At 64.8% G+C, this 19,494-nt stretch carries 13 protein-coding genes; 8 read left to right on the forward strand and 5 right to left on the reverse strand.

The features are described from left to right. The first annotated feature begins 93 nt into the window (after positions 1 to 93). The 3 genes from P0Y60_02850 to P0Y60_02860 are packed head-to-tail and all read left to right on the forward strand — an operon-like array spanning position 94 to position 9,696. The gene (locus P0Y60_02850; protein ID WEK61721.1) at positions 94 to 4,728 is read left to right on the forward strand and encodes a DEAD/DEAH box helicase family protein; all 4,635 of its coding nucleotides are present in this window, start codon (positions 94 to 96) and stop codon (positions 4,726 to 4,728) included. Next, complete coding sequence (locus P0Y60_02855; protein ID WEK61722.1) at positions 4,725 to 7,922, forward strand: helicase-related protein; 3,198 nt, start codon at positions 4,725 to 4,727, stop codon at positions 7,920 to 7,922. Before P0Y60_02850 ends, P0Y60_02855 begins: the two co-directional genes overlap by 4 nt. After that, a complete protein-coding gene (locus P0Y60_02860) occupies positions 7,915 to 9,696 on the forward strand; it encodes a DUF1998 domain-containing protein (GenBank protein ID WEK61723.1) in 1,782 nt (593 codons plus the stop codon). The genes P0Y60_02855 and P0Y60_02860 overlap by 8 nt, the downstream gene beginning before the upstream one ends. Here P0Y60_02860 and P0Y60_02865 read toward each other — a convergent pair. Beyond that, entirely contained in the window at positions 9,643 to 10,074 is a 432-nt protein-coding gene (locus tag P0Y60_02865) for a very short patch repair endonuclease (GenBank protein WEK61724.1), read from the reverse strand. The two genes, P0Y60_02860 and P0Y60_02865, sit on opposite strands and share 54 nt — an antisense overlap. 108 nt (positions 10,075 to 10,182) lie before the next feature. On the opposite strand from P0Y60_02865, the gene P0Y60_02870 reads away from it, so the two are divergent. Then, positions 10,183 to 11,283 carry a DNA cytosine methyltransferase gene (locus P0Y60_02870; protein WEK62847.1) on the forward strand — a complete coding sequence of 367 codons (1,101 nt, stop codon included), beginning with the start codon at positions 10,183 to 10,185 and terminating at the stop codon, positions 11,281 to 11,283. Between the two features lie 203 nt (positions 11,284 to 11,486). On the opposite strand, the gene P0Y60_02875 is transcribed toward P0Y60_02870, so the two are convergent. Together P0Y60_02875 and P0Y60_02880 are read right to left on the reverse strand one after the other, a co-directional pair. Continuing rightward, positions 11,487 to 13,277, reverse strand: a complete 1,791-nt coding sequence (locus tag P0Y60_02875) for a DUF262 domain-containing protein (GenBank protein WEK61725.1) — start codon at positions 13,275 to 13,277, stop codon at positions 11,487 to 11,489. Between the two features lie 174 nt (positions 13,278 to 13,451). Beyond that, complete coding sequence (locus P0Y60_02880; protein ID WEK61726.1) at positions 13,452 to 13,823, reverse strand: PH domain-containing protein; 372 nt, start codon at positions 13,821 to 13,823, stop codon at positions 13,452 to 13,454. A 132-nt stretch (positions 13,824 to 13,955) separates the two neighbouring features. On the opposite strand from P0Y60_02880, the gene P0Y60_02885 reads away from it, so the two are divergent. The 3 genes from P0Y60_02885 to P0Y60_02895 all read left to right on the forward strand — a co-directional run bounded on the left by P0Y60_02885 (position 13,956) and on the right by P0Y60_02895 (position 16,199). After that, complete coding sequence (locus tag P0Y60_02885) at positions 13,956 to 15,041, forward strand: type I restriction enzyme HsdR N-terminal domain-containing protein (GenBank protein ID WEK62848.1); 1,086 nt, start codon at positions 13,956 to 13,958, stop codon at positions 15,039 to 15,041. Positions 15,042 to 15,452: 411 nt separating this feature from the next. Beyond that, entirely contained in the window at positions 15,453 to 15,761 is a 309-nt protein-coding gene (locus P0Y60_02890; GenBank protein WEK61727.1) for a hypothetical protein, read from the forward strand. A gap of 9 nt (positions 15,762 to 15,770) precedes the next feature. Continuing rightward, the gene (locus P0Y60_02895; protein ID WEK61728.1) at positions 15,771 to 16,199 is read left to right on the forward strand and encodes a hypothetical protein; all 429 of its coding nucleotides are present in this window, start codon (positions 15,771 to 15,773) and stop codon (positions 16,197 to 16,199) included. A 10-nt stretch (positions 16,200 to 16,209) separates the two neighbouring features. Here the strand turns inward: P0Y60_02895 and P0Y60_02900 are convergent, their stop codons facing one another. Together P0Y60_02900 and P0Y60_02905 are read right to left on the reverse strand one after the other, a co-directional pair. Further along, on the reverse strand, positions 16,210 to 17,706 hold the full coding sequence (locus P0Y60_02900; protein ID WEK61729.1) for a SulP family inorganic anion transporter: 1,497 nt from the start codon (positions 17,704 to 17,706) through the stop codon (positions 16,210 to 16,212). A 215-nt stretch (positions 17,707 to 17,921) separates the two neighbouring features. Continuing rightward, on the reverse strand, positions 17,922 to 18,419 hold the full coding sequence (locus P0Y60_02905; protein WEK61730.1) for a MarR family transcriptional regulator: 498 nt from the start codon (positions 18,417 to 18,419) through the stop codon (positions 17,922 to 17,924). A 91-nt stretch (positions 18,420 to 18,510) separates the two neighbouring features. Between P0Y60_02905 and P0Y60_02910 the strand changes: the two genes are divergently transcribed. After that, positions 18,511 to 19,440 carry an NADP-dependent oxidoreductase gene (locus P0Y60_02910; protein WEK61731.1) on the forward strand — a complete coding sequence of 310 codons (930 nt, stop codon included), beginning with the start codon at positions 18,511 to 18,513 and terminating at the stop codon, positions 19,438 to 19,440. The last annotated feature ends 54 nt before the right edge of the window (positions 19,441 to 19,494 follow it).

Here is a 19,494-nt window from a genome sequence, read left to right on the forward strand (position 1 = left end):
ACACGGAATGTCTGAGGTTCTCCGTAATGTCACTCGGCTGAGCACTCGCCTCGGCGCGGACACCGTCCGTAGATTCGAGGAGAGAGGTTCGAGATGAGCTGGCCGGAGCTTATGGATCCTGCATTGCAGGAGTGCATCACGGAGAGGCAGTCGAAGGCGCTGCAGACGTACGAGGTCGATCACGACCTCCTGATCGAACACGTGCGGCAGGAGGACAGCTTCCGATCCGGCGGGTACGGAACGAGGCAGATCCCCGAGCTGCTGCAGAACGCTGTCGACGCCCTGAGCACGGGCGGTGTCACCGGCATGGTGGAGCTCCGCCTGGCCGACGGCGCCCTTTACTGCGCGAACGAGGGGGCGCCGTTCGCCGCCGAGGGGCTCACCGCGGTGACTTATGCCTTCCTGAGTTCGAAGCGCGGCGACGAGATCGGACGGTTCGGGCTCGGATTCAAGTCGGTGCTCGGCGTGAGTGATCGTCCCCAGATCTACAGTCGCTCGGTCAGCTTCGCCTTCAACGCACCTGAGACGTCCGAACTCTTCGCCGGCATCCCGTCGGACGGCGGTCGCTACCCGCTGCTGCGCGTACCGAGTGTGGTCGACGTCGACGAAGCGCGGCGTGAGGACCAGAACCTCGCGGAGATGATGGGGTGGGCGACGACCATCGTGAAGCTGCCGCTCACGCGTGAGGGGGGTCGGCTTCGTGAGGAACTCAACGCCTTCTCGCCCGAGTCCCTCCTCTTCTTCAAGGGCCTCGATCGCCTTCGAATCACGATGCAGGACCGTCCCGGTACCGCCGCCGTCTCGCGGGATTTCCGCCGAGAGGGCGATCAGGACGACGGCCAGGTCGTGATCGTCGATCCCGAGGGTGTCCGCAGCCGCTGGCTCTATTCGGAGCGGGAGTACACCCCGACCATCGACGTCGCATCGACACTCTCGGCGACGGCGTTGCGGCAGTCGATGACCATCGCCTACGCGGTCAAGCCTGAGGGGCGCGCGAGTCCGGGGCAACTCTGGGCCTGGTTCCCGCTGCGCGATCAGACCACCGCGAGCGGTATCTTCAACGCTCCCTGGCAGGTGAACGACGATCGCACCTCGCTGATCGTCGCGTCGAAGCTGAACGCAGCCATGCTCGAGGTTGGAGCAGAGCTGTTCCTCGACGTGGTGGCGCGCGCTTCGACGGCCGATGACCCGGGCGCGCACCTCGATCTCTTCCCCGCACGCGGACGAGAGAGCCGTAGCGCGGCGGACGGTTTTCTGTCCGCCGAGATCCCGAAGCGGGCGAGGACCCGCGCGCTGATCCCCGATGTCGCAGGAGCACTCAAGGTTCCCCCCTATTTCAGCGGTGTCCCGGATCTGGTCAAGAGCCCGCTCACAGTCAGTGCGGCTGAGATCTGGCAGGAACGAGCTCCGCGGGCGACCATGCCGCACGCCAGGTGCTTCTCGACGCCGGCGCGTCGGAATCGTCTTCGGTCACTGCTCGGTGGCGATGAGGAGGAACGTAGCCCGCAGGAGTCAGGCGTCGCCGCGTGGCTGGCGGAACTCGTCGCTGATGAGAGCTCCGAGGGAGCGGAAGGTGCGCTCCGGATCCTCGTCGAGCTCGCGGCGAACGCCCGGCCGACGTACGATCTGGCGCTCTCGGCGCGCGTCGTCCCGGTGGAGAGCGGCGGATGGGTGCGCGCGAATCAGACCGACACCGTCCTGCTCCCGGTCCCGGGGGCCATCGTGCCTGACGGTGTGGAACTCGTCCGCTCTGACGTCGCCGACGCTTCCCGCGATCTGCTCCGGCAGCTGCAGTTCCGCGGGATCACGGTCGATGAGGCGGCTTCAGCCCTCGCGGCGTCGGCGACAGGCCGATGGAGCGAAGCCGAGTGGGGGCATCTCTGGGCGACGCTGAACACCGCGACGCCGCACGTCGCAGTCCGCGCCGTGCAGGGGATACGTGAGCGCGGTGTCCGCATCCTCATTCGCACGGAGGCCGGCACCTGGCGCTCCGCATCGGACCTCGTCGCCGACGGGTCGATCGCACGTGACATCCCGACGCGTCAGATCGACGTATCGACCGTACCGAACATCGCTCTGCGAACGGCAGCGGGAGCATTCACCGCTCCTGAGCGCGATCTCGAGCTCGGGAACGACCGCCTGCGCGGCGACTACGTCGCGGCGATCGAGGACGTCGCACGTCGCTACCTCGCGGCCAATGGCCTGGCAGCCTCGACCATCACCGTCCCCGACATGCGTGGCGTCGGACCGTTGGATCTGCTGGTGGACGACCTCAGCGAGCAGGACCGGGTCACCTGGACGCACGCGATCCTCGCGAGGATGGGCAACACGCAGTTCGTCCTCGACGTGCCGCTCCGTGGTCGCAGGGCCGAGATCATGGTCTCGACGATGGAGTGGTGGGCGGTGCGCAGCCGCGGTCTCATCCAGACCTCTGCCGGCGCTCGGAGGCCCGATTCCGCGGTCTCGGGATCGCTGCGCAAGTTCGCGGCCTTCCTTCCCGTGGCGTCCCACGATGTCGTCGCCGGACTGCCGCTTCCGAAGGACCTCGCGGCGGTTCCGGTGAGCATGCTCGAGGATTTCCTCTCCCGCGGTGACTATCCGCTCCACCACTCGCAGGAGTTCGCTGAGCTGATCCAGGAGTGCGCGCGACGGTCCGACGTCGGAGTCCCCGAGCACGTGCCCGCGGTGATCAACGGGTCGGTCCTGCTCACCCCACGCAACGAGGTCGCGATCGTCGTCGACGGCGTCGGGATCGCCGACCTCGAAGAAGCCGGCGTCGCGTACATCCCCGCTACGACGGGCGATCCGCGCCTGGCCGAGCGGTGGGGACTGATCTCCGCCGAGGATGCACTGCACCAGTCAGTCGAGATCGTGGGGGTGACCGAGGCGATCCCGCTGCTCGACATCCATCCGAGCCTGCAGAGCCATGTGCTGGCTCCCCTGGGCCGAGCGACCGTCACACGGGCGGCATCGATCCACCGCGTGCTCCAGAGCTCTCGGGGCACGCGGAAGAAGAGGCTCAAGGCGACGCACCAGGATCGTGCCGTGACCGTCGACGCGTCGCTCGAGATCGACGATGCGCTCGCCGTTGTCTCCGTCGAATTGGAACTCGGACTCACGGCGGACGACGTGCGCACGGTGTTGCGCGACGACGAGCGCCTTCGGCAGAGCGAACTGATCGCTTCGGCGCGCGCGGCCCGCAACGACGAGCTGCGCCTTCTCATCCTCGCGGGGGCAGATGCGCTGAGGACCAATCTTCCGGATGGACTCCTGACCGCCGTCGAGTCCAACACCGGGACCCTCGACGACCGAGGAGTCGCAGAGTTGTTCGTCAGAGTGCACGGTCACGACTCCGTCCGGGAGCTGCGGGACGTCCTGCGTCGACGGGGTGTCCCCGTCCCCGAGCGCTGGGACGGTTCACCGCCTGCGCTGGCAGCAGTGAAGAACCTCGGGTTCGACACCTCCTACGCGGGCAGCCGGGAGAAGAAGCCGTCCGCCGTCAGTCACATCCAGGGCAAGCTCACACTGAATCCGCTGCACGGCTACCAACGTGAAGTGGCGGACAAGATCGGGTCGCTGATCTCGTCCGACGATCCGGCGGGCCGACGGGGCCTCCTCTATCTGCCGACCGGTGCGGGCAAGACCCGCGTGACGGTGGAGGCGCTCGTCAAACTCATGAAGTCCGGCGAGATCGAGTCGCCCGTGCTGTGGATCGCGCAGAGCGAGGAACTCTGCGAGCAGGCGATCCACTCGTTCTCGGAGGTCTGGCGTGCGTTCGGCGACGAACGCGCACTCGACGTGAGCCGGTTCTGGAGTGGTTACGAACTGGACGAGTCCGATGAGGAACTCCACGTGGTCGTCGCGATCGACGCGACTCTCGGCCGCCGTCTGGGTGAACCGCAGTACGCGTGGCTCACGACGCCGGGGATCGTGGTGATCGACGAGGCCCACACGGCGTTGTCGAAGACCTACACCGACATCCTGCGGCACCTCGGACTGACAGCGCACAGAACCGATCGCCCCCTGCTCGGCCTCACCGCGACTCCCTTCCGCGGCCGCAACGACGAGATCAACCGCCTGTTCGCCCAGCGATTCGGCGAGAACCGTCTGGAGTCCCTCGATCCCGAAGATCCGATCGCACAACTCCGATCATGGAACGTCCTCTCCGAGGTCGACTACCACGTGCTCGACGGCGTCAAAGTCGGGGTTGGACAGCAGGACGACGAGTTCCGGAGGATGAAGGAGGTCAGTCCCGGAATGCTCGCAGCGATCGGCCAGGACATGCAGCGCACCTTGACCGTCGTGAGGCACATCAAGGAGCAGGACAAGACATGGCCGATCCTGGTGTTCGCCGCATCCGTCGCGTCCGCCCACACGATCGCGGCTCTACTCCGGCTGGAAGGAGTGCGAGCGGACTCCGTCGACGGGAGCATGCGCCGACAGCATCGCCGGCGCGTGGTGGATCAGTTCAAGTCAGGACAGACGCAGGTGCTGGTCAATTGCGATCTGCTCACCCAGGGGTTCGACGCCCCGATGGTGCGAGCCCTCTACATCGCGCGCCCGACTTTCAGCCCGAATCGGTACCTACAGATGGTCGGCCGTGGACTCCGCGGACCGGCCAATGGCGGCACCGATCGGTGCCTGATCGTCAATGTCGAGGACACCTTCGAGCAGTTCGGTGAAGACCTCGCCTACAACGAATTCGACTACCTCTGGAGCAAAGCATGACCGACATCGAGACCACCGAGGTCGCCGCGGAACCGACGCCGATCACGGACGCGCGCGAGGGGAGGAACGCCGTCGTCGCCGAGGTGCGTCGACGTTGGCTCGGTCCCCACGGTGGTGAGAACGAGGTGCTGCATCGCAGCCCCGTCTATGCCTACCTCGTCGGCACGCTCTATCCGGTCGAGCAGGGCGCGGCGGCTCCCGCGGAGCTCGACGACGTCGAGAACACGACCGGACCCGCGTCGGACGATGAAGAGCTCGAATGGGAGACCGAGCTTGCCGCCGGCGAGACGGAGGATGCGGAGGCCGAGGATCTCGGCGTCAATCTCACCGGCGCGTTCGGCTGGGCTCCGGCATCGATGGGCGTCTCGTTCCTGCACGCGGGATCCACGCTGCGTGTCGATCTCGCCGCGGGTGTCTACGAGAATAACGAGGACGAGGACTGGGTGCGGCGCGCGCTGACGGGACCGGAGTTCATCGAGGTCGGCGCGAGTTCGAGCATCCCCGTCTTCGAGGGCCGTGCCACGCTGTCGTGGAGGTCGCGCCGATTCGACGGTCGATGGCTGACGACCGTCGCGCTCTCGAATTCTGCTGAGGTCGGCGCGGGCGAGGCGAAGCGCGATGCGGAACTCTGCCTGTTCCAGGTCGAACTGGCCTGTTCTGACGAGACGGGCCTGCTGCCCTACCCGCAGACGGGTGTGCTGGTGTCGGAAGACGACAAGGAACTCGCCTTCCGTTATCGGGACAAGCCGTCCTTCGCCATCGGACACGGCGTCGCCGTGGAATGGTCGCCGGAGGCCGCTCCCGTGACTGTGCGCACGACCACGATCCCCGAGACGGAAGTCAGCGCGATCCGGGCGAAGCGCGGTTCAGGTGATGCCGTGCGCATGCGGTGGCTGGCTGACGAGTCGGTGTCGATATCCGACCTCGTCGACGGACTCTCCGCTGTGGCACGTGACTATGCGGAATGGATCGAGGGTCAGGCCGTCGATGCCTCCGCGGTCGCTGCGGAGGACATGAAGATCGCCGACGGCATCGTCGAGCGGCAGAGGCGTGCGCTGGCTCGGATCGAAGAGGGCGTCAGGTTGCTCGGCGAAGACGAGCAGGTGCTACAGGCGTTCCGGATGGCGAACGCGGCCATGCGGTGGCAGATGCTGCGTCAGCGCGAGGTCGTGGGCAAGGAGACGAGGTACGGCCGGCGGTTGTTCGAAGACAAGGGAGCCGACGAGCCGACCTGGCGTCCGTTCCAGCTCGGGTTCATCCTCAGCTCACTCGCCTCCACCGTCGACGATGCGCATGGGGATCGGGAACTGGTCGACCTGATCTGGTTCCCGACGGGCGGTGGAAAGACAGAGGCCTACCTCGGCCTCGCCGCGATCGAGATGATCCGCCGCCGGTTGGCGCGTGGGGTGAAGGGCGGCGGTATGGCCGTGCTCACGCGCTACACGATGCGTCTTCTCACCGCGCAGCAGTTCCAGCGAGCGGCCACGCTGATCTGCGCGCTCGAGTTGATGCGTTTCGATGACGAGCGGTTCGACGGGATGCCCGACTTCTCGATCGGGCTCTGGCTCGGCAACACGACGACACCAGGCACGTTCAAGCAGGCCGAGAAGCAGCTTCGAGAAGTGCGGCAGCAGAGCAGGCCCGACAATCCTTTCCAGCTGCTGGTGTGCCCGTGGTGTGCGACGTCGATCATGCCGGAGCGGAAGACGAACAAGGATCGCTCGTACGGAGTCAAGGCGGACGCGTACGGATTCGAGTTCTTCTGCCCCGATGATGACTGCCCGTTCTCAGCCACGCTGCCGGTGCAGGTGGTCGACGAAGGGATCTACGCCAACCCCCCGACGATGCTCGTCGCGACCGTCGACAAGCTCGCGCGTCTCGCCTGGATCTCGGAGGGCTCGCGCATGTTCGGCATCGACACGGTCTGCGATCCGCCGTCGCTGGTGATCCAGGACGAGCTGCATCTTCTCTCCGGCCCCCTCGGTACGATCGTGGGCGTCTACGAAGCGGCGATCGGCGCGCTCCTGCGGTGGAACGGCACGGCGCCGAAGATCGTGGCATCGACCGCGACGACCCGCGCGTCGAGAGAGCAGGTCTCGGGACTGATGGCGAAGGAGGTCGAGGCGTTCCCGCCCGCAGGTCTGCGCGCGGAGGACAACCACTTCTCCGAGCCCGATCCCGATGCCGCGGGTCGGTTGTATCTCGGCATCATGCCGCAGGCGCACACGCCGTCGTGGGCGATCGGGCAGATCGCGACCGAGCTTCTCGATGCCCCCGTCTCGACCGGGCTCGAAGGTGTGGCGAAGGATCGCTATTGGACGCTGGCGGTTTACCACAACAGCCTTCGTGAGCTCGGTCGGACCGTCACCATCCTTCGTGACGACGTGCAGAGCAACCTGTTCCGTCGCTCGGGCGGCGACCGTCCGACCCGCGCGCTCGGGCCGGACGGCGTCGAGGAGTTGAACGGCAATGTGCCGTCCGACGAGCTCGTGCGTCTTCTGCGTCGGCTCGAGCGTGGCCCCGATCACTCCGACGTGATCGACGCTCTCGCGACGACCAACATCATGTCGGTCGGCATCGACGTGCAGCGTCTGGGGGTCATGCTCGTCAACGGTCACACGAAGACCACCGCCGAGTACATCCAGGCGACGTCGCGCGTCGGACGTGGATCGACGCCGGGACTGGTCGTGACCATGTTCAGGGCGGGCAAACCGCGCGACCGCTCGGTGTTCGAGTCGTTCCAGGCGTACCACGGTTCCTACTATCGGTTCGTGGAGCCCTCGAGCGTCACGCCTTGGTCGCTTCAGGCCCGACGGCGCGCTCTGCACGCGTCGCTGGTGATACTCGTGAGGCATGGAGTCGGGCGGAACGGAAACGCGGATGCCGCCTACTTCGACCCCGACTCGGCCGGAGTCAAGAAGGCCGTCGCGCTGTTGAAGAAGCATGTCGCATGCGCGGATCCCCGCGAAGCCGCGAAGGTCGGCGAGGAGATCGATGACGCGGTGCTCCAATGGGTCGAGGCCCGGGAACGGGCCGAATCGGCGGGTAAGTCGCTCGTCTACCAGTCCAAGAATCAGGACGAGCGGCTGCTTCGTCAGTTCACGGAGCCGGGCACGGGGTGGCCGGTGATGAACTCGATGAGGAACGTGGACAGAGTCGTGAAGGTGCGTGCGAAGGGAGAGCGGAATGGCTGAGTCGACGGTGAAGACGATCCGAGCATCGGAGACGGTCGCCCCCTACGGGCCGGGGGCGATCGTCGACATCCTCGGTCAGTCCTTCATGGTCCCGACGGGTGATCGATGGCCGTCGCAGAAGGTTCGTGAGCGCGTGGAGTCCGACCGGCTCGCCGACGCCCTGCACGTGCAGGAGCTGTGGGCGGCGCCCACGACGCACGAGCCGGAGAAGGGCTCAGTGCCCGGCCTCGAGCTCGTCAGATTCCCCGGTTGGTTGTTCTGTCAGGTCTGTCGGCGACTGATCAAGTGGAGCGCGAGTCTCGAGACCGGAGGAGTGCCGCACTGTACGCAGGTCTCGTGCGACGGTCGCCTGGTGCCGATGCGATTCGTCCTGGTGTGCACCGAGAACAGCCATCTGAGCGACGTGCCGTGGGCCGACTGGGTCCACCGCGGTTCCGAGGGTGAGTGCAGGTCGGCGCAGAAGCTGCGGTTCAAGACGCTCGAGGGCGCCGGCGACGGTCTCAGCAGCCTGCAGGTGTCGTGTGACGCATGTGGATCGCGCCGCTCACTCGGAGAGCTCCGCCGCGATGCCCTCGCCAAGGACGGGTTCAAGTGCACCGGCACGCAGCCCTGGGAGTACGAATGGACCGGGTGTGGAAAGCCGCTCGACGCCCAGCAGCGAGGGGCCACGAGTCTCCATTTCAGCGACTCCGTCAGCGCCATCGACATCCCGCCGGTGCCGAGCCGCGCATCGGAGAACGAGGACGCCATCCGCGGCCACGTCTTGTTCGACGGGCTCAGCTCGGCGATGCCTGCCCTGCGCGACGCCATGATCGCCCAGATGGTCGCCGATCTCGGAGTGTCCGTCGCTGAGATCGAGGCCCTGCTGGATGTCGACGACTCTCCCGGCGAGCGCCGGGAGATCATGAGCACGCTCCAGGCGGATGAGTTCGAGGCGTTCGTCGGTGCTGTGACAGGGAAGACACCGACGAAGGACTTCGTCACGCGTGCGATCAAGCTGCACCCCAAGGGCATCGACGCCGTCGACGGCGTCGTCGCGCGAGTGAAGGACGTGGTGTTGGTCGACCGACTCCGTGACGTGCGGGCTGTACGCGGCTTCCGACGCTACTCGCCGGACGCGACGGCTGTCGCGGCAGTGCCCACACAGTCGTTCGAGAAGACATGGCTGCCGGCAGCCGAGGGATACGGCGAGGGCATCTTCATCCGATTCGATCCCCAGGCGGTCAAAGAATGGTCCGAACAGCCGGCGGTGCAGCAGCTCGCGGCCACGCTTCTCGAACATCAGAACCACTCGGTGCTGGGTCGGCGACTTCATCTGGCCTCCGCCGAGTATGTGTTGCTGCACTCTTTCTCGCATCTGCTGATGCGAGAGCTCGCGTTCACCAGCGGGTACACGGCCGCCTCGCTCAAGGAGCGCATCTACTGCGAGAAGGAAGGCGACTTCGGCATCTTCATCTACACGACCACGTCGGACGTCGAAGGCACGCTCGGGGGACTCGTGAGGCAGGGTGAACCGGACCTCCTCATCGAGGGGATCGTCGCGGCTCTCCAGCAGGCCGCATGGTGCCCGAACGACCCGGTGTGCTCCGAGTCCGAACCGCAGAGCATCGACGGCCTCAATCTGGCCGCTTGCCATGCGTGCAGTCTCGCTCCCGAGACGTCGTGCGAATCGTCGAACCTGCTACTCGACAGGACCTTCGTCGTCGGTGGAGGGCGCGTGTCAGGGTTCTTCGGTCCCGTGCTCGACACTCTTCTCGGGCAACGCGTCGGCTGACCTTCGTCGCACTTCCTCGACGATCCGGGCGGCCACATTCTGTGCGTCCGTCCGGATCTCGTGCTCCCAGAAGCGCAGGACCGACCAACCCCGTTCGATGAGTACATGTGTCGTCTGGGCATCGCGAGCCCGATTCGCTGCGATCTTGTCCGACCAGAAGGTCGCGTTCGATTTCGGTGCCTGATGGTGGGCAGGGCAACCATGCCAGAAACAGCCGTCAAGGAACACTGCGACCCGAGCGCGGCGGAACAGGAGATCAGCGGTGCGGCGCAGATCTCGCTCGGGGCGTGCGCTGACGCGATACCGCAGCCCGGCCCCGTGGACGAGTCGTCGTACGAGCATCTCCGGTCCCGTGTCACGCCCGCGGTTGGCGCGCATGGTCGCTCTTGCTCCCGGGCTACTCGCCCACGACTCGGATCCCGCAGATGCCGGCGACGTCTCCATCCGTCAATACTGCAACGTCGTAGGATCAGATCGACCCGTTCTGTGCTGCGGGTCTCGAACGCCCGGGAGGCATCGTTGGGCAACCCCATCACCGTCCTCGACCTCTTCGCCGGCGCGGGCGGCCTCACACAGGGGATGCATGAGGCATCATCGAGATTCGATGTCGTGCGCGCTGTCGAGAAGGACCGGGACGCGGCCGCGACCTTCGCGCTCAATCATGGCGAGGGCATCACGTTCCAGGGCGGGATCGAAGACTGGCTGAAGGATGAAGTGGTGCCGTCGGTCGACGTCGTCGTCGGCGGACCGCCCTGTCAGGGATTCTCGACTCTGGGTAAGCAGAACGTCGAGGACGAGCGGAACACCCTCTGGCGGGAGTACGCCGAGACGATCATCCGTGCACAGCCGAAATTCTTCGTACTCGAGAACGTCGCGGTGTTCGCCAAGTCCCCGCAGTTCCGTGCCCTCACAGAGGCTACCGAGAGCAACGGGATTCTTCGTGACTATTCGTTCGAATGGGATGTGCTGAACGCGGCGGACTTCGGCGCGCCGCAGGCCCGTAAGCGTGCCATCCTGATCGGGCGGCACCGCGACATGCCGGAGACCCGGCTGCCGAAGCCCAGCCATCATCGGGATGAGCACATCAGTGTAGGGGAGGTCTTTGCGGGGATCTCGCATGACGTCAACTCGGCTCTCGACGATCGTCGTATCGAGATCGACGGCCGCGATCACCGCGGTTGGTGGTCCTCGCGCGAGCTCCATGTCGGGCGTGACTATGCCGACATCTCACTTCGGCGATTCGCTGAGATCCCACCGGGTGGTAATCGATTCAATCTTCCGGATGAGCTTCTCGCTCCGTGCTGGCGGAAGCACAAGTCCGGCTCGGGAGACGTGATGGGACGGCTTCACATCGACAAGCCGTCTGTGACGATCAGGACCGAGTTCTTCAAGCCTGAGAAGGGCCGCTATCTGCATCCGTTCGCTGACCGTGCCATCACGCACTATGAGGCGGCGGTTCTGCAGGGGTTCCCGGTCGACTATCGATTCGCCGGTTCGCGCACGGCCATCGCCCGACAGATCGGCAACGCCGTTCCGATCCCGTTGGGCAAGGCGATCGGCAATCTGCTCGCGGATGCGCTGAGCTGAGGGCGGCGCGGAACTGCCCGGGGCGCGTCGATCTCCCCGCGTCACCCCGATCGAGCATCAGTCCTTAGCCGGTGTCCGGGCGAGCTCGCCGCGTGTCCACAAGGACCTCGCCCCTTTGCTCAGGAGTCACGCGCTGTGACCAGCCAGGTGACCTCGCGAACCCAAAGGTCCTCGCCGCCTGACTGACAAGCGGCCTTCACCGCTCAGAGGTTGTCGAAGTAACGCCGGATCGATGCGGCCATCAAGCGGCGCCGCTCTGCCAGGAAGGTGGGGTACGTCTCGCTTGACACGTTCGCGAGATCTGCGGGGACGGCATTCTCAACAAGGTTGCGCTCAAGGTCGGCCGCCTCGGTGATCTCGCCGAGCGTGAGCCTCTTGGACGAGAGCTGCTCTGCGAGCGTCCCCATGTAAGTGGCGGGCGGGTGGTTGCTGATGCTGATGTTAATTGGAGTCTCTGTCAGGGCGAAGTTGGCGACCTGGTTGTAGTCGGACTTGTCGGGATACCCGTGCTTCTGGAGGTAGTCCTTCGGAACGATGTGGTGGATGTCTCCCGACTGCTGATGCATCGCCGCCACCGTGATGCTCTTCGACAGGAATCCTCGGGAGCCGCTCGCGACTTGCGCGGCGAGGAACGTCTGGAAGAAGGGGCTTGACGTGCTTGTGGTCTCGAGGGAGTTGGGCAAAGACACTTCCCAGAACCCGGTGGTGAGCAGCGACGCTTCAAGCTGCTGGAGGTACTCCGTCGCACCCTGCGCCGCGATTCGACGTATGTCCTGTTCCCAGGTCGACTCGAAGCTGCCCGAGTGGCGAGCTGTGAGCATCGACATCACGAACCAGCGGCGCACGATCCGCTTGCGGTCGCCTTCTGAGATCGAGCTGTCGGCCCGTAGACGCAGGTACAGCGCGTATGCAAAATTCAATGCGTTCTTAGAGCCGATCATGTCGGGAGCGATGAAGCCCGCCGACTTGATGATCATGATGAAGTTCTCGTAGTGGTACTTCCTCACAATCTGGAGGAGGGCAGCTTCGAGGCGGTCGTAGGCGACGGGAATGCGGTCCTCGTCGACCTTACGGGTCTCAGGGTCGCGTCCCGACAACTCGCTGACGATCGATGAGGCCTTGCCTCGGCTGAACCCCACGAGACCCGCAACGCGGATGACGTCACTGTACGCCGGCTCGTAGAGGTCCTCTGAGTCGTCCTTCAGCCAGGCAATGTTGCTCAGGTACGGCGAGGCAGCGAACTCCGTGTCGTTTTCACGGATGTCGGAGTATGCGTGAGGAGCAATCGCGAGATGGCAGAAGTAGTCGATCAGTTTCCGGATGTTCCGCCCGCGCTCGCCGTAGGTGGCGATCTTGCTCATCGCGAAGTCTGCGCTACTGAGCGGAACGCCCTTCGAGTTGATTCGGATGAAGATCTCGGAGACCGTCTCAACATCGAGGTCGTCGTTGAGGGAGATGATGCCGATCTGAGCATTCTTGATTTCAGCAAGTCTGGCGATGCTCGATTCAACCTGTGCGTGATCGATGTCAGGGTTCGACTCGAGGTACTCCTTCACGAACCCGTAGGTTGAAGCGGCAGTGAAGAGCTCGCTGATGTCAGAGATCCACTCAGGACTCTTCCTGATGACCGGCGTGAGGGTCGCGAACTCCTCAGTTACGGGATTGAACGCGATGGTGATTCGAATCTGCCGATACCGCTTGTCGACCACTTTGAGCCCGGCCACCGCCGCGCGCAGGGCAGTGATGCGCTGCTGTCCATCGATCAAGATCTGTTGGTGAGCGGCCGTGGCTCCTCCACGAAGGTGAGCACCCACGGACTGCCACGTGATCAGATACCCCACGGGATATCCCTTGTAGAGGGAGTCCATGAGATCGCGCACCTTGATGCTGTCCCACACGAAAGGCCGCTGAAGCTCGGGGATCGCTATGTTCTCGCGCCTGACGTCTTCGAGCAATTGAGTGACGGCGGATTGTGTGACGCGGTACTTAGCCATGGCCTGCCTTCTGTGCGGGGACAGTTGACCTGTGACTCCCTCGTTCGAACTCCGAGCGTGGCAGCGCGTTGGCTTGGATCAACCGTGACTACGAAAGGACCCTATCGAGAATGGCGAGGTCGTGCGTGAGCAAGCATCAAGGTCTGACGTGGCCGGCTGGGGCTGCTCCCGCGCTCAGTGCGACTGCAGCACAGCCCAGGCGATCAGGCTGTCGATGCGTCGAACATCCGCGCCCTTGGCCAGCTTGACCTTGATGTGCCCGGCGCGAGTCCAGAGTTCGATCTCGGAGTTCCAGTCGAGCGTGCCGGCATTCTCCGATGACCACATGTTGATCGCGCTATAGGGAAGCGAGTAGATCTCGACCTTCTTCCCGGTGATTCCCTGCGCATCGCGGACGATCAAACGCTTCGTAGTGAACGTCGCCGAGTCGCGGAACGTCTTGAATGACGTGATGGCCTGCTCCCCTTCGAGGAGGAGCGGGATGACGTCGGCGGGGACGGGGATCTCCTGTTGCAGGGTCCACGTGGCGACTGAAGCAGCTTCCATGAGTCTCATCATGGCGTACGCAGGATCGGCGCCGCGTCGGTCCGCCGCGGCGCGAAGTTGTGTGCTGGCTTTGCGTCTCCTATTTCGGATATCGTCTGGATGAATGCGTGTTCAACGATGAACGGAGTGACGATGGAGTTTGCAGAGCGCCTCGATGCCCTTGCGACAAAGGTGAAGAACCAGGCCACCGCGATCGGGACCGAGGAAGCGACGAAGAACGCATTCGTGATGCCGTTCATCTCGACGATCCTCGGATACGACGTCTTCGACCCGCTGGAGGTCGTGCCGGAGTTCACCGCCGACGTCGGAACGAAGAAGGGGGAGAAGATTGACTACGCGATCATGCGTGAGAGCGAAGTCCAGATTCTCATCGAGTGCAAGCCCTCGATGGGCCCGCTCAAGATCGAGCACGCATCTCAGCTCTTCCGCTACTTCTCCGTCACCAATGCGCGTATCGCGGTGCTGACCAACGGCGTCCACTGGCACTTCTACACCGACCTCGATGCGCCGAACCGGATGGACGCGAAGCCCTTCCTCGTCCTCGATCTGCTTGACATCGATGAGACGCTGATCCCCGAGATTCAGAAGCTGAGCAGGGAGACCTTTGACCTCGACTCGATCATCAGCGCGGCGGAAGAGCTCAAGTACATCGGTGCCCTCAAACGCGAGATCGCCAGTCAGTTCCGCGAGCCGACGGATGAGTGGATCAAATTCTTCGCCACGCGCGTGTACGACGGCTCGTACACGCAGAAGGTGCGTCAGCAATTCACGAGCCTGGTGAGCAAGGCTGCGCAGCAGTTCCTCACGGAGCGGGTCAATGACAGGCTCAAGACGGCTCTGGGTGTAAGTGGGATCACTCGAACGGTCGACGCCCCTCCGGCGACCAGCGCCGAAGTCGTCGAGGCTGATCTCGATCGCGACACCGAGATCGAGACGACGCTGGAAGAGCTCGAGGGATACCAGATCGTCAAGGCAATCGCCTGCGGTGACGTGAAGCCGCAGCGGGTGACGCATCGCGATGCCAAGAGCTACTTCGCTGTGCTGCTGGACGACAACAACCGCAAACCGATCGCCAGGCTCCACTTCAACGGCAAGCAGAAGTACCTCGGCCTGCTGGATGAGGAGAAGGTCGAGACGCGGCACCCGATCGAGGAGCTGGACGAGATCTACGCGCATGCGGACGGCATCCGTGAGGCCGTGCGGCGCTACAAGGACTAGAGCTCTGTCCATTTGTCTCGAGTAGGGACGGAAGGTTTTGTGAATCTGATCACGAGTCTGCTGCCTGGGGTCCGCCAGGTGAGGACGCCTTTGGCTGTTGGAGGAATCTGGCTGACTGTCTTACTCATTCTCATCTGGCGAGATTGGGACGCGCTTTCCGCTGAGTATGGAGCGCTCGTTGAGCTTTCGCGTCTGGTTCAGTCGATGGGGCCAGTAGCGGTGACAGGCGTCGGGGCCTTTGTTGCCTACCTACTTGGGTCTGTCACACAAGGGCTCTCATCATGGGTGGCCGGGAACACCCAGCGACGGGTGGCCGCGATTGAAAGACGTGTCAGAGCGAGCAAGCTAAAGCCGTTCGCTAGGTGGCGTTCATACCTTTATCGACGTGACGCCAAATATCCTGTCCGCGGGATGCTGATGGATGCCATCAGCCGGCGTTACGCAGACGCGGGTGTACTACCTGACGTCTACCTAGCCTTTCCCGTCTCGTTGCTCCAGTCGCAGCTTGAGTCGCTCTCTCTCCAGCTTTGGCATAAGGCGCCGGACCAGTATCAGGAGAGTGATCGGCTTCGAGCCGAAGCCGGGTTTCGTGACGGCGTTGCACTGCCGATCGCGACGCTGGGGATCGTGCTCGGGTCAGTGATCACATGGTGGATATCGCTGGCCTTCGCGCTTGGCGCTCTCGTGCTCGTGATGCAAGCTCGCCTGCTCCGACGGTAGCGACTGCGCTTGCTCGCCAACGCGCTCGAACAAGGGCTGGCCGACAGTGCGATCTTGATTTCGACTGCGCGGTTCTTGTCGAAGGCCAAGGTACCGGCTCGGGCAACTCTCCCGCTCTGGTACGCGGTAACCGCCGTCGGACTCAACCGAGCAGGTAGTACCGAAGGCCACGAAATGGCGATCTTCGAAGGGGTGAATGAGCTTTCGCAGGAGCTTGACTTCGGGACAACAGGGTGGAAAGGGGACCTGGATGATCTCATGGACGGTGTAGAGGCCGTTTTCGAGGCGCATAATGATCCAGAAGGATACGAGTTCTTCGAACGGATGACTGCTGAGGCTCAGCAACGCGCTGAAGCGGCGCTAGCAGAGTTCGACGGCGCCTCTGATGCTGACGACAGGCCGGACTATAGCGCTCGACGAGCATGGAGCAACCGCTAGCCGACCGTCCCTACTCGAACCCACCCGTCAACCGCCCCCGCATCCGCTGACTGCTCTCGTTCATCCCGACGATCTCCACCGTCTTCCCCAACGCCTGATACTTCGTCTCGATCGCATCCAGCGCGGCAACGGTCGACGCATCCCACACGTGCGACCTCGACAGATCGATGACCACGCGCGCCGGATCGTCCGAGTACGAGAACAACGTCGTCAGATCATTGCTCGACGCGAAGAACAGCTCCCCGTCCACCACATAGCGAGCAACAGAATCTGAGACGGAGCGGGAAACAGTCACGAAGTGCGCCACCCGCCGCACGAACAGCACCGACGCGACCAGCACCCCACCGACAACGCCGACCGCGAGGTTGTGGGTCAGCAGAACCAGAACAACCGTCGCGACCATCACGAACGTCTCGCTCTTCGGCATCCGCTTCAACGTCGACGGCTTGATCGAGTGCCAGTCGAACGCGCCGATCGCGACCATGATCATCACGGCGACGAGCGCAGCCATAGGGATGGTTCCGACGAAGTCGCCGAACACGACGACCAGCAGGAACAGGAAAATCCCGGCGAAGAAGGTTGAGATGCGGGTCCGCGCGCCCGAGGCCTTCACGTTGATCATGGTCTGACCGATCACCGCGCAGCCGCCCATGCCGCCGAAGATGCCCGACAGCACGTTCGCCACTCCCTGCGCCCACGCCTCGCGGCTCTTGCGCGAGTGGGTGTCAGTGATCTCGTCGACGAGCTTCGCGGTGAGCAGCGACTCGAGCAGTCCGACGACGGCGACGCCGAGCGCGAACGGAGCGATGATCGTGAACGTCTCCCACGTCAGCGGCACGTTGGGGATGAACAGCGACGGCAGGCTCCGCGGCAGCTCGCCCTGATCGCCGACGGTCGGCACGGTGATCGCGAACGTCAGCACGACTGCGGTCACGATCACGACGGACACCAGCGGAGCCGGCACGATCTTGGTGATCTTCGGCATCACGATCATCACGAGGATCCCCAGCGCCACCAGCGGATACACCAGCCACGGCACGTTGATCAGCTGCGGGAATTGCGAGCTGAACACGAAGATCGCCAGCGCGTTCACGAACCCGACCATGACGCTGCGGGGGATGAAGCGCATCAGCTTCGCGACGCCGACCACTCCGAGGATCACCTGGAAGATGCCGGCGAGGATCACCGTCGCGATGAAGTAGTCGAGCCCATACATCGGCGCGACCGGGGCGATCACGAGCGCGACGGCTCCGGTCGCCGCGGTCACCATCGCCGGACGTCCGCCGAGGAACGCGATCGACACCGCCATGATGAACGACGAGAACAGCCCGACCTTCGGGTCGACGCCCGCGATCACCGAGAACGCGATCGCCTCGGGGATCAGCGCGAGTCCGACGACGAGCCCGGCCAGCACCTCGCGCGTCAGCATCCGCGGGTTCTTCAACGCGGTCAGCACAGAGGGGTTCGCCCGATAGCGGGCACGATCATCGACCGTCGTCACAGACATGGATGCTCCAGGGGAAGGCGCCTCGAGAATGAGGCAGACGTTCCAGCGTAGAGCGGATGCCGCAGGCTGATGTCCGCGCGGGCCTCGGCTGCGCGCTGCGCTCGGCCATGTGCGCGTGGCTCGGCCCGATGCGGCGCAGGTGGCCGAGCGAGGCGCACACGGCCGAACGAAGCGCCCGCGCCAGCGTCGAAAGGATCAGCCCCGACTCTGCCGCGTCAACCCGCCGCCTTCCGCCGCCCCGCCGACCGCGGGGGGTTCGCGCGCAGATGTCCGCTGACCTGCGTCATGACCCGCGCCAGCACCTCGACGTCATCCGGCGCGAGCGACTCGAACAGCAGACTCTTCACGGCCTCGATGTGCCCGGGGAACACGATGGCGAGCACCTGCCGCCCGGCATCCGTGATCGTGACGATCGTGCTCCGCTCGTCTTCCGGCGACGGTGCGCGCGTGACGAGGCCCCGCTCCTCGAGCGACTGTGCCTGATACGTCAGTCCGCTGCGGCTGTACACGACGCCGTCGGCGAGGTCGGTCATCCGCTGCCGGCCGTCCGGCGCATCACCGAGCCGGGCGAGCAGCTGGAACTGCACGTAGCTGAGCTTCCCCGCCTCGCGCAGCTGCTGCTCCACGGCGTGACGCAGCAGGCTGCTCACCTCGGTGAAAGCGAAGTAGGCGGCGAGCTCTGTCGGCGAGAGCTGAGGAGTCGGTGTGCTCATGTCCCCAGCATACATGTTGCTTCGAATTCGAAGCAGTGCTATCGTCCTGATTATTGCTTCGAATTCGAAGCACACAAGAAAGGACAGAACCATGAAGGCAGTACGTTTCCACGAAGTCGGCGGACCCGAGGTGCTCCAGCTGGAGGAGATTCCGACCCCCACTCCGGCGGCGGGACAGGTGCGCCTCCGCGTCGCCGCATCCGCCTTCAATGCCGCCGACAACGGCATGCGAGCCGGCTTCCTGCCGATCCCCGTGGCGCTTCCGCACGTTCCCGGCTACGACGTCTCGGGCACGGTCGACGCACTCGGCGAGGGTGTCGACGGACTCGCGGTCGGCGATGCGGTGATCGGATTCCTGCCCATGGGCGAGGATGGCGGAGCCGCGGAGTACGTGAACGCTCCGGCCGATGCGCTGGTCGCAGCACCGGCCACGGTGCCTCTCGCGGATGCCGCGGCCCTGCCGTCGGTCGCCCTCACAGCTCGTCAGGCGCTCTTCGACGACGGCGGACTCGAGGCGGGGCAGCGCGTGCTGATCGTCGGTGCGGGCGGCGTGGTCGGCAAGTACGCGATCGCGCTGGCGAAGCGGGCCGGGGTGCACGTCATCGCGACGGCGAGCGAGCGCAGTGCCGACGACGTGCGTGCGGCGGGGGCCGACGAGATCATCGACCACGCGACGACGCCCGTCCAGGATGCCGTGACGGAGCCCGTCGACCTGCTGCTCAACCTCGCCCCGATCGAGCCCGAGGAGTTCGCCGCGCTGGTGCCGCTCGTGCGCGACGGGGGAGTCGTCGTCAGTACGACGGCGTGGATGCCGGCACCGGATGACGCCGAGCGGGGCGTGCGCTCGGCCGTGGTGTTCGTGCGCAGCGACGCCGAGCGACTGCGCGAACTCGTCGCCCTCGTCGACAGCGGGGACCTGCGCGTCGAGGTGACGCGACGCATCCCACTTGCCGAGCTGCCGGCACTGCACGCCGAGGCTGCTGCGGGCCGGATCGCGGGCAAGGTCATCGTTCTGCCGTGAGGTGTGCGCCGGGTGTCGGGAGGAGAACTATGCGTGGGGAGGAGCCTCGGCCCC

The sequence above is a fragment of the Candidatus Microbacterium colombiense genome (assembly GCA_029203165.1).
In the GTDB taxonomy this organism is placed as follows: Bacteria; Actinomycetota; Actinomycetes; order Actinomycetales; family Microbacteriaceae; genus Microbacterium; species Microbacterium colombiense.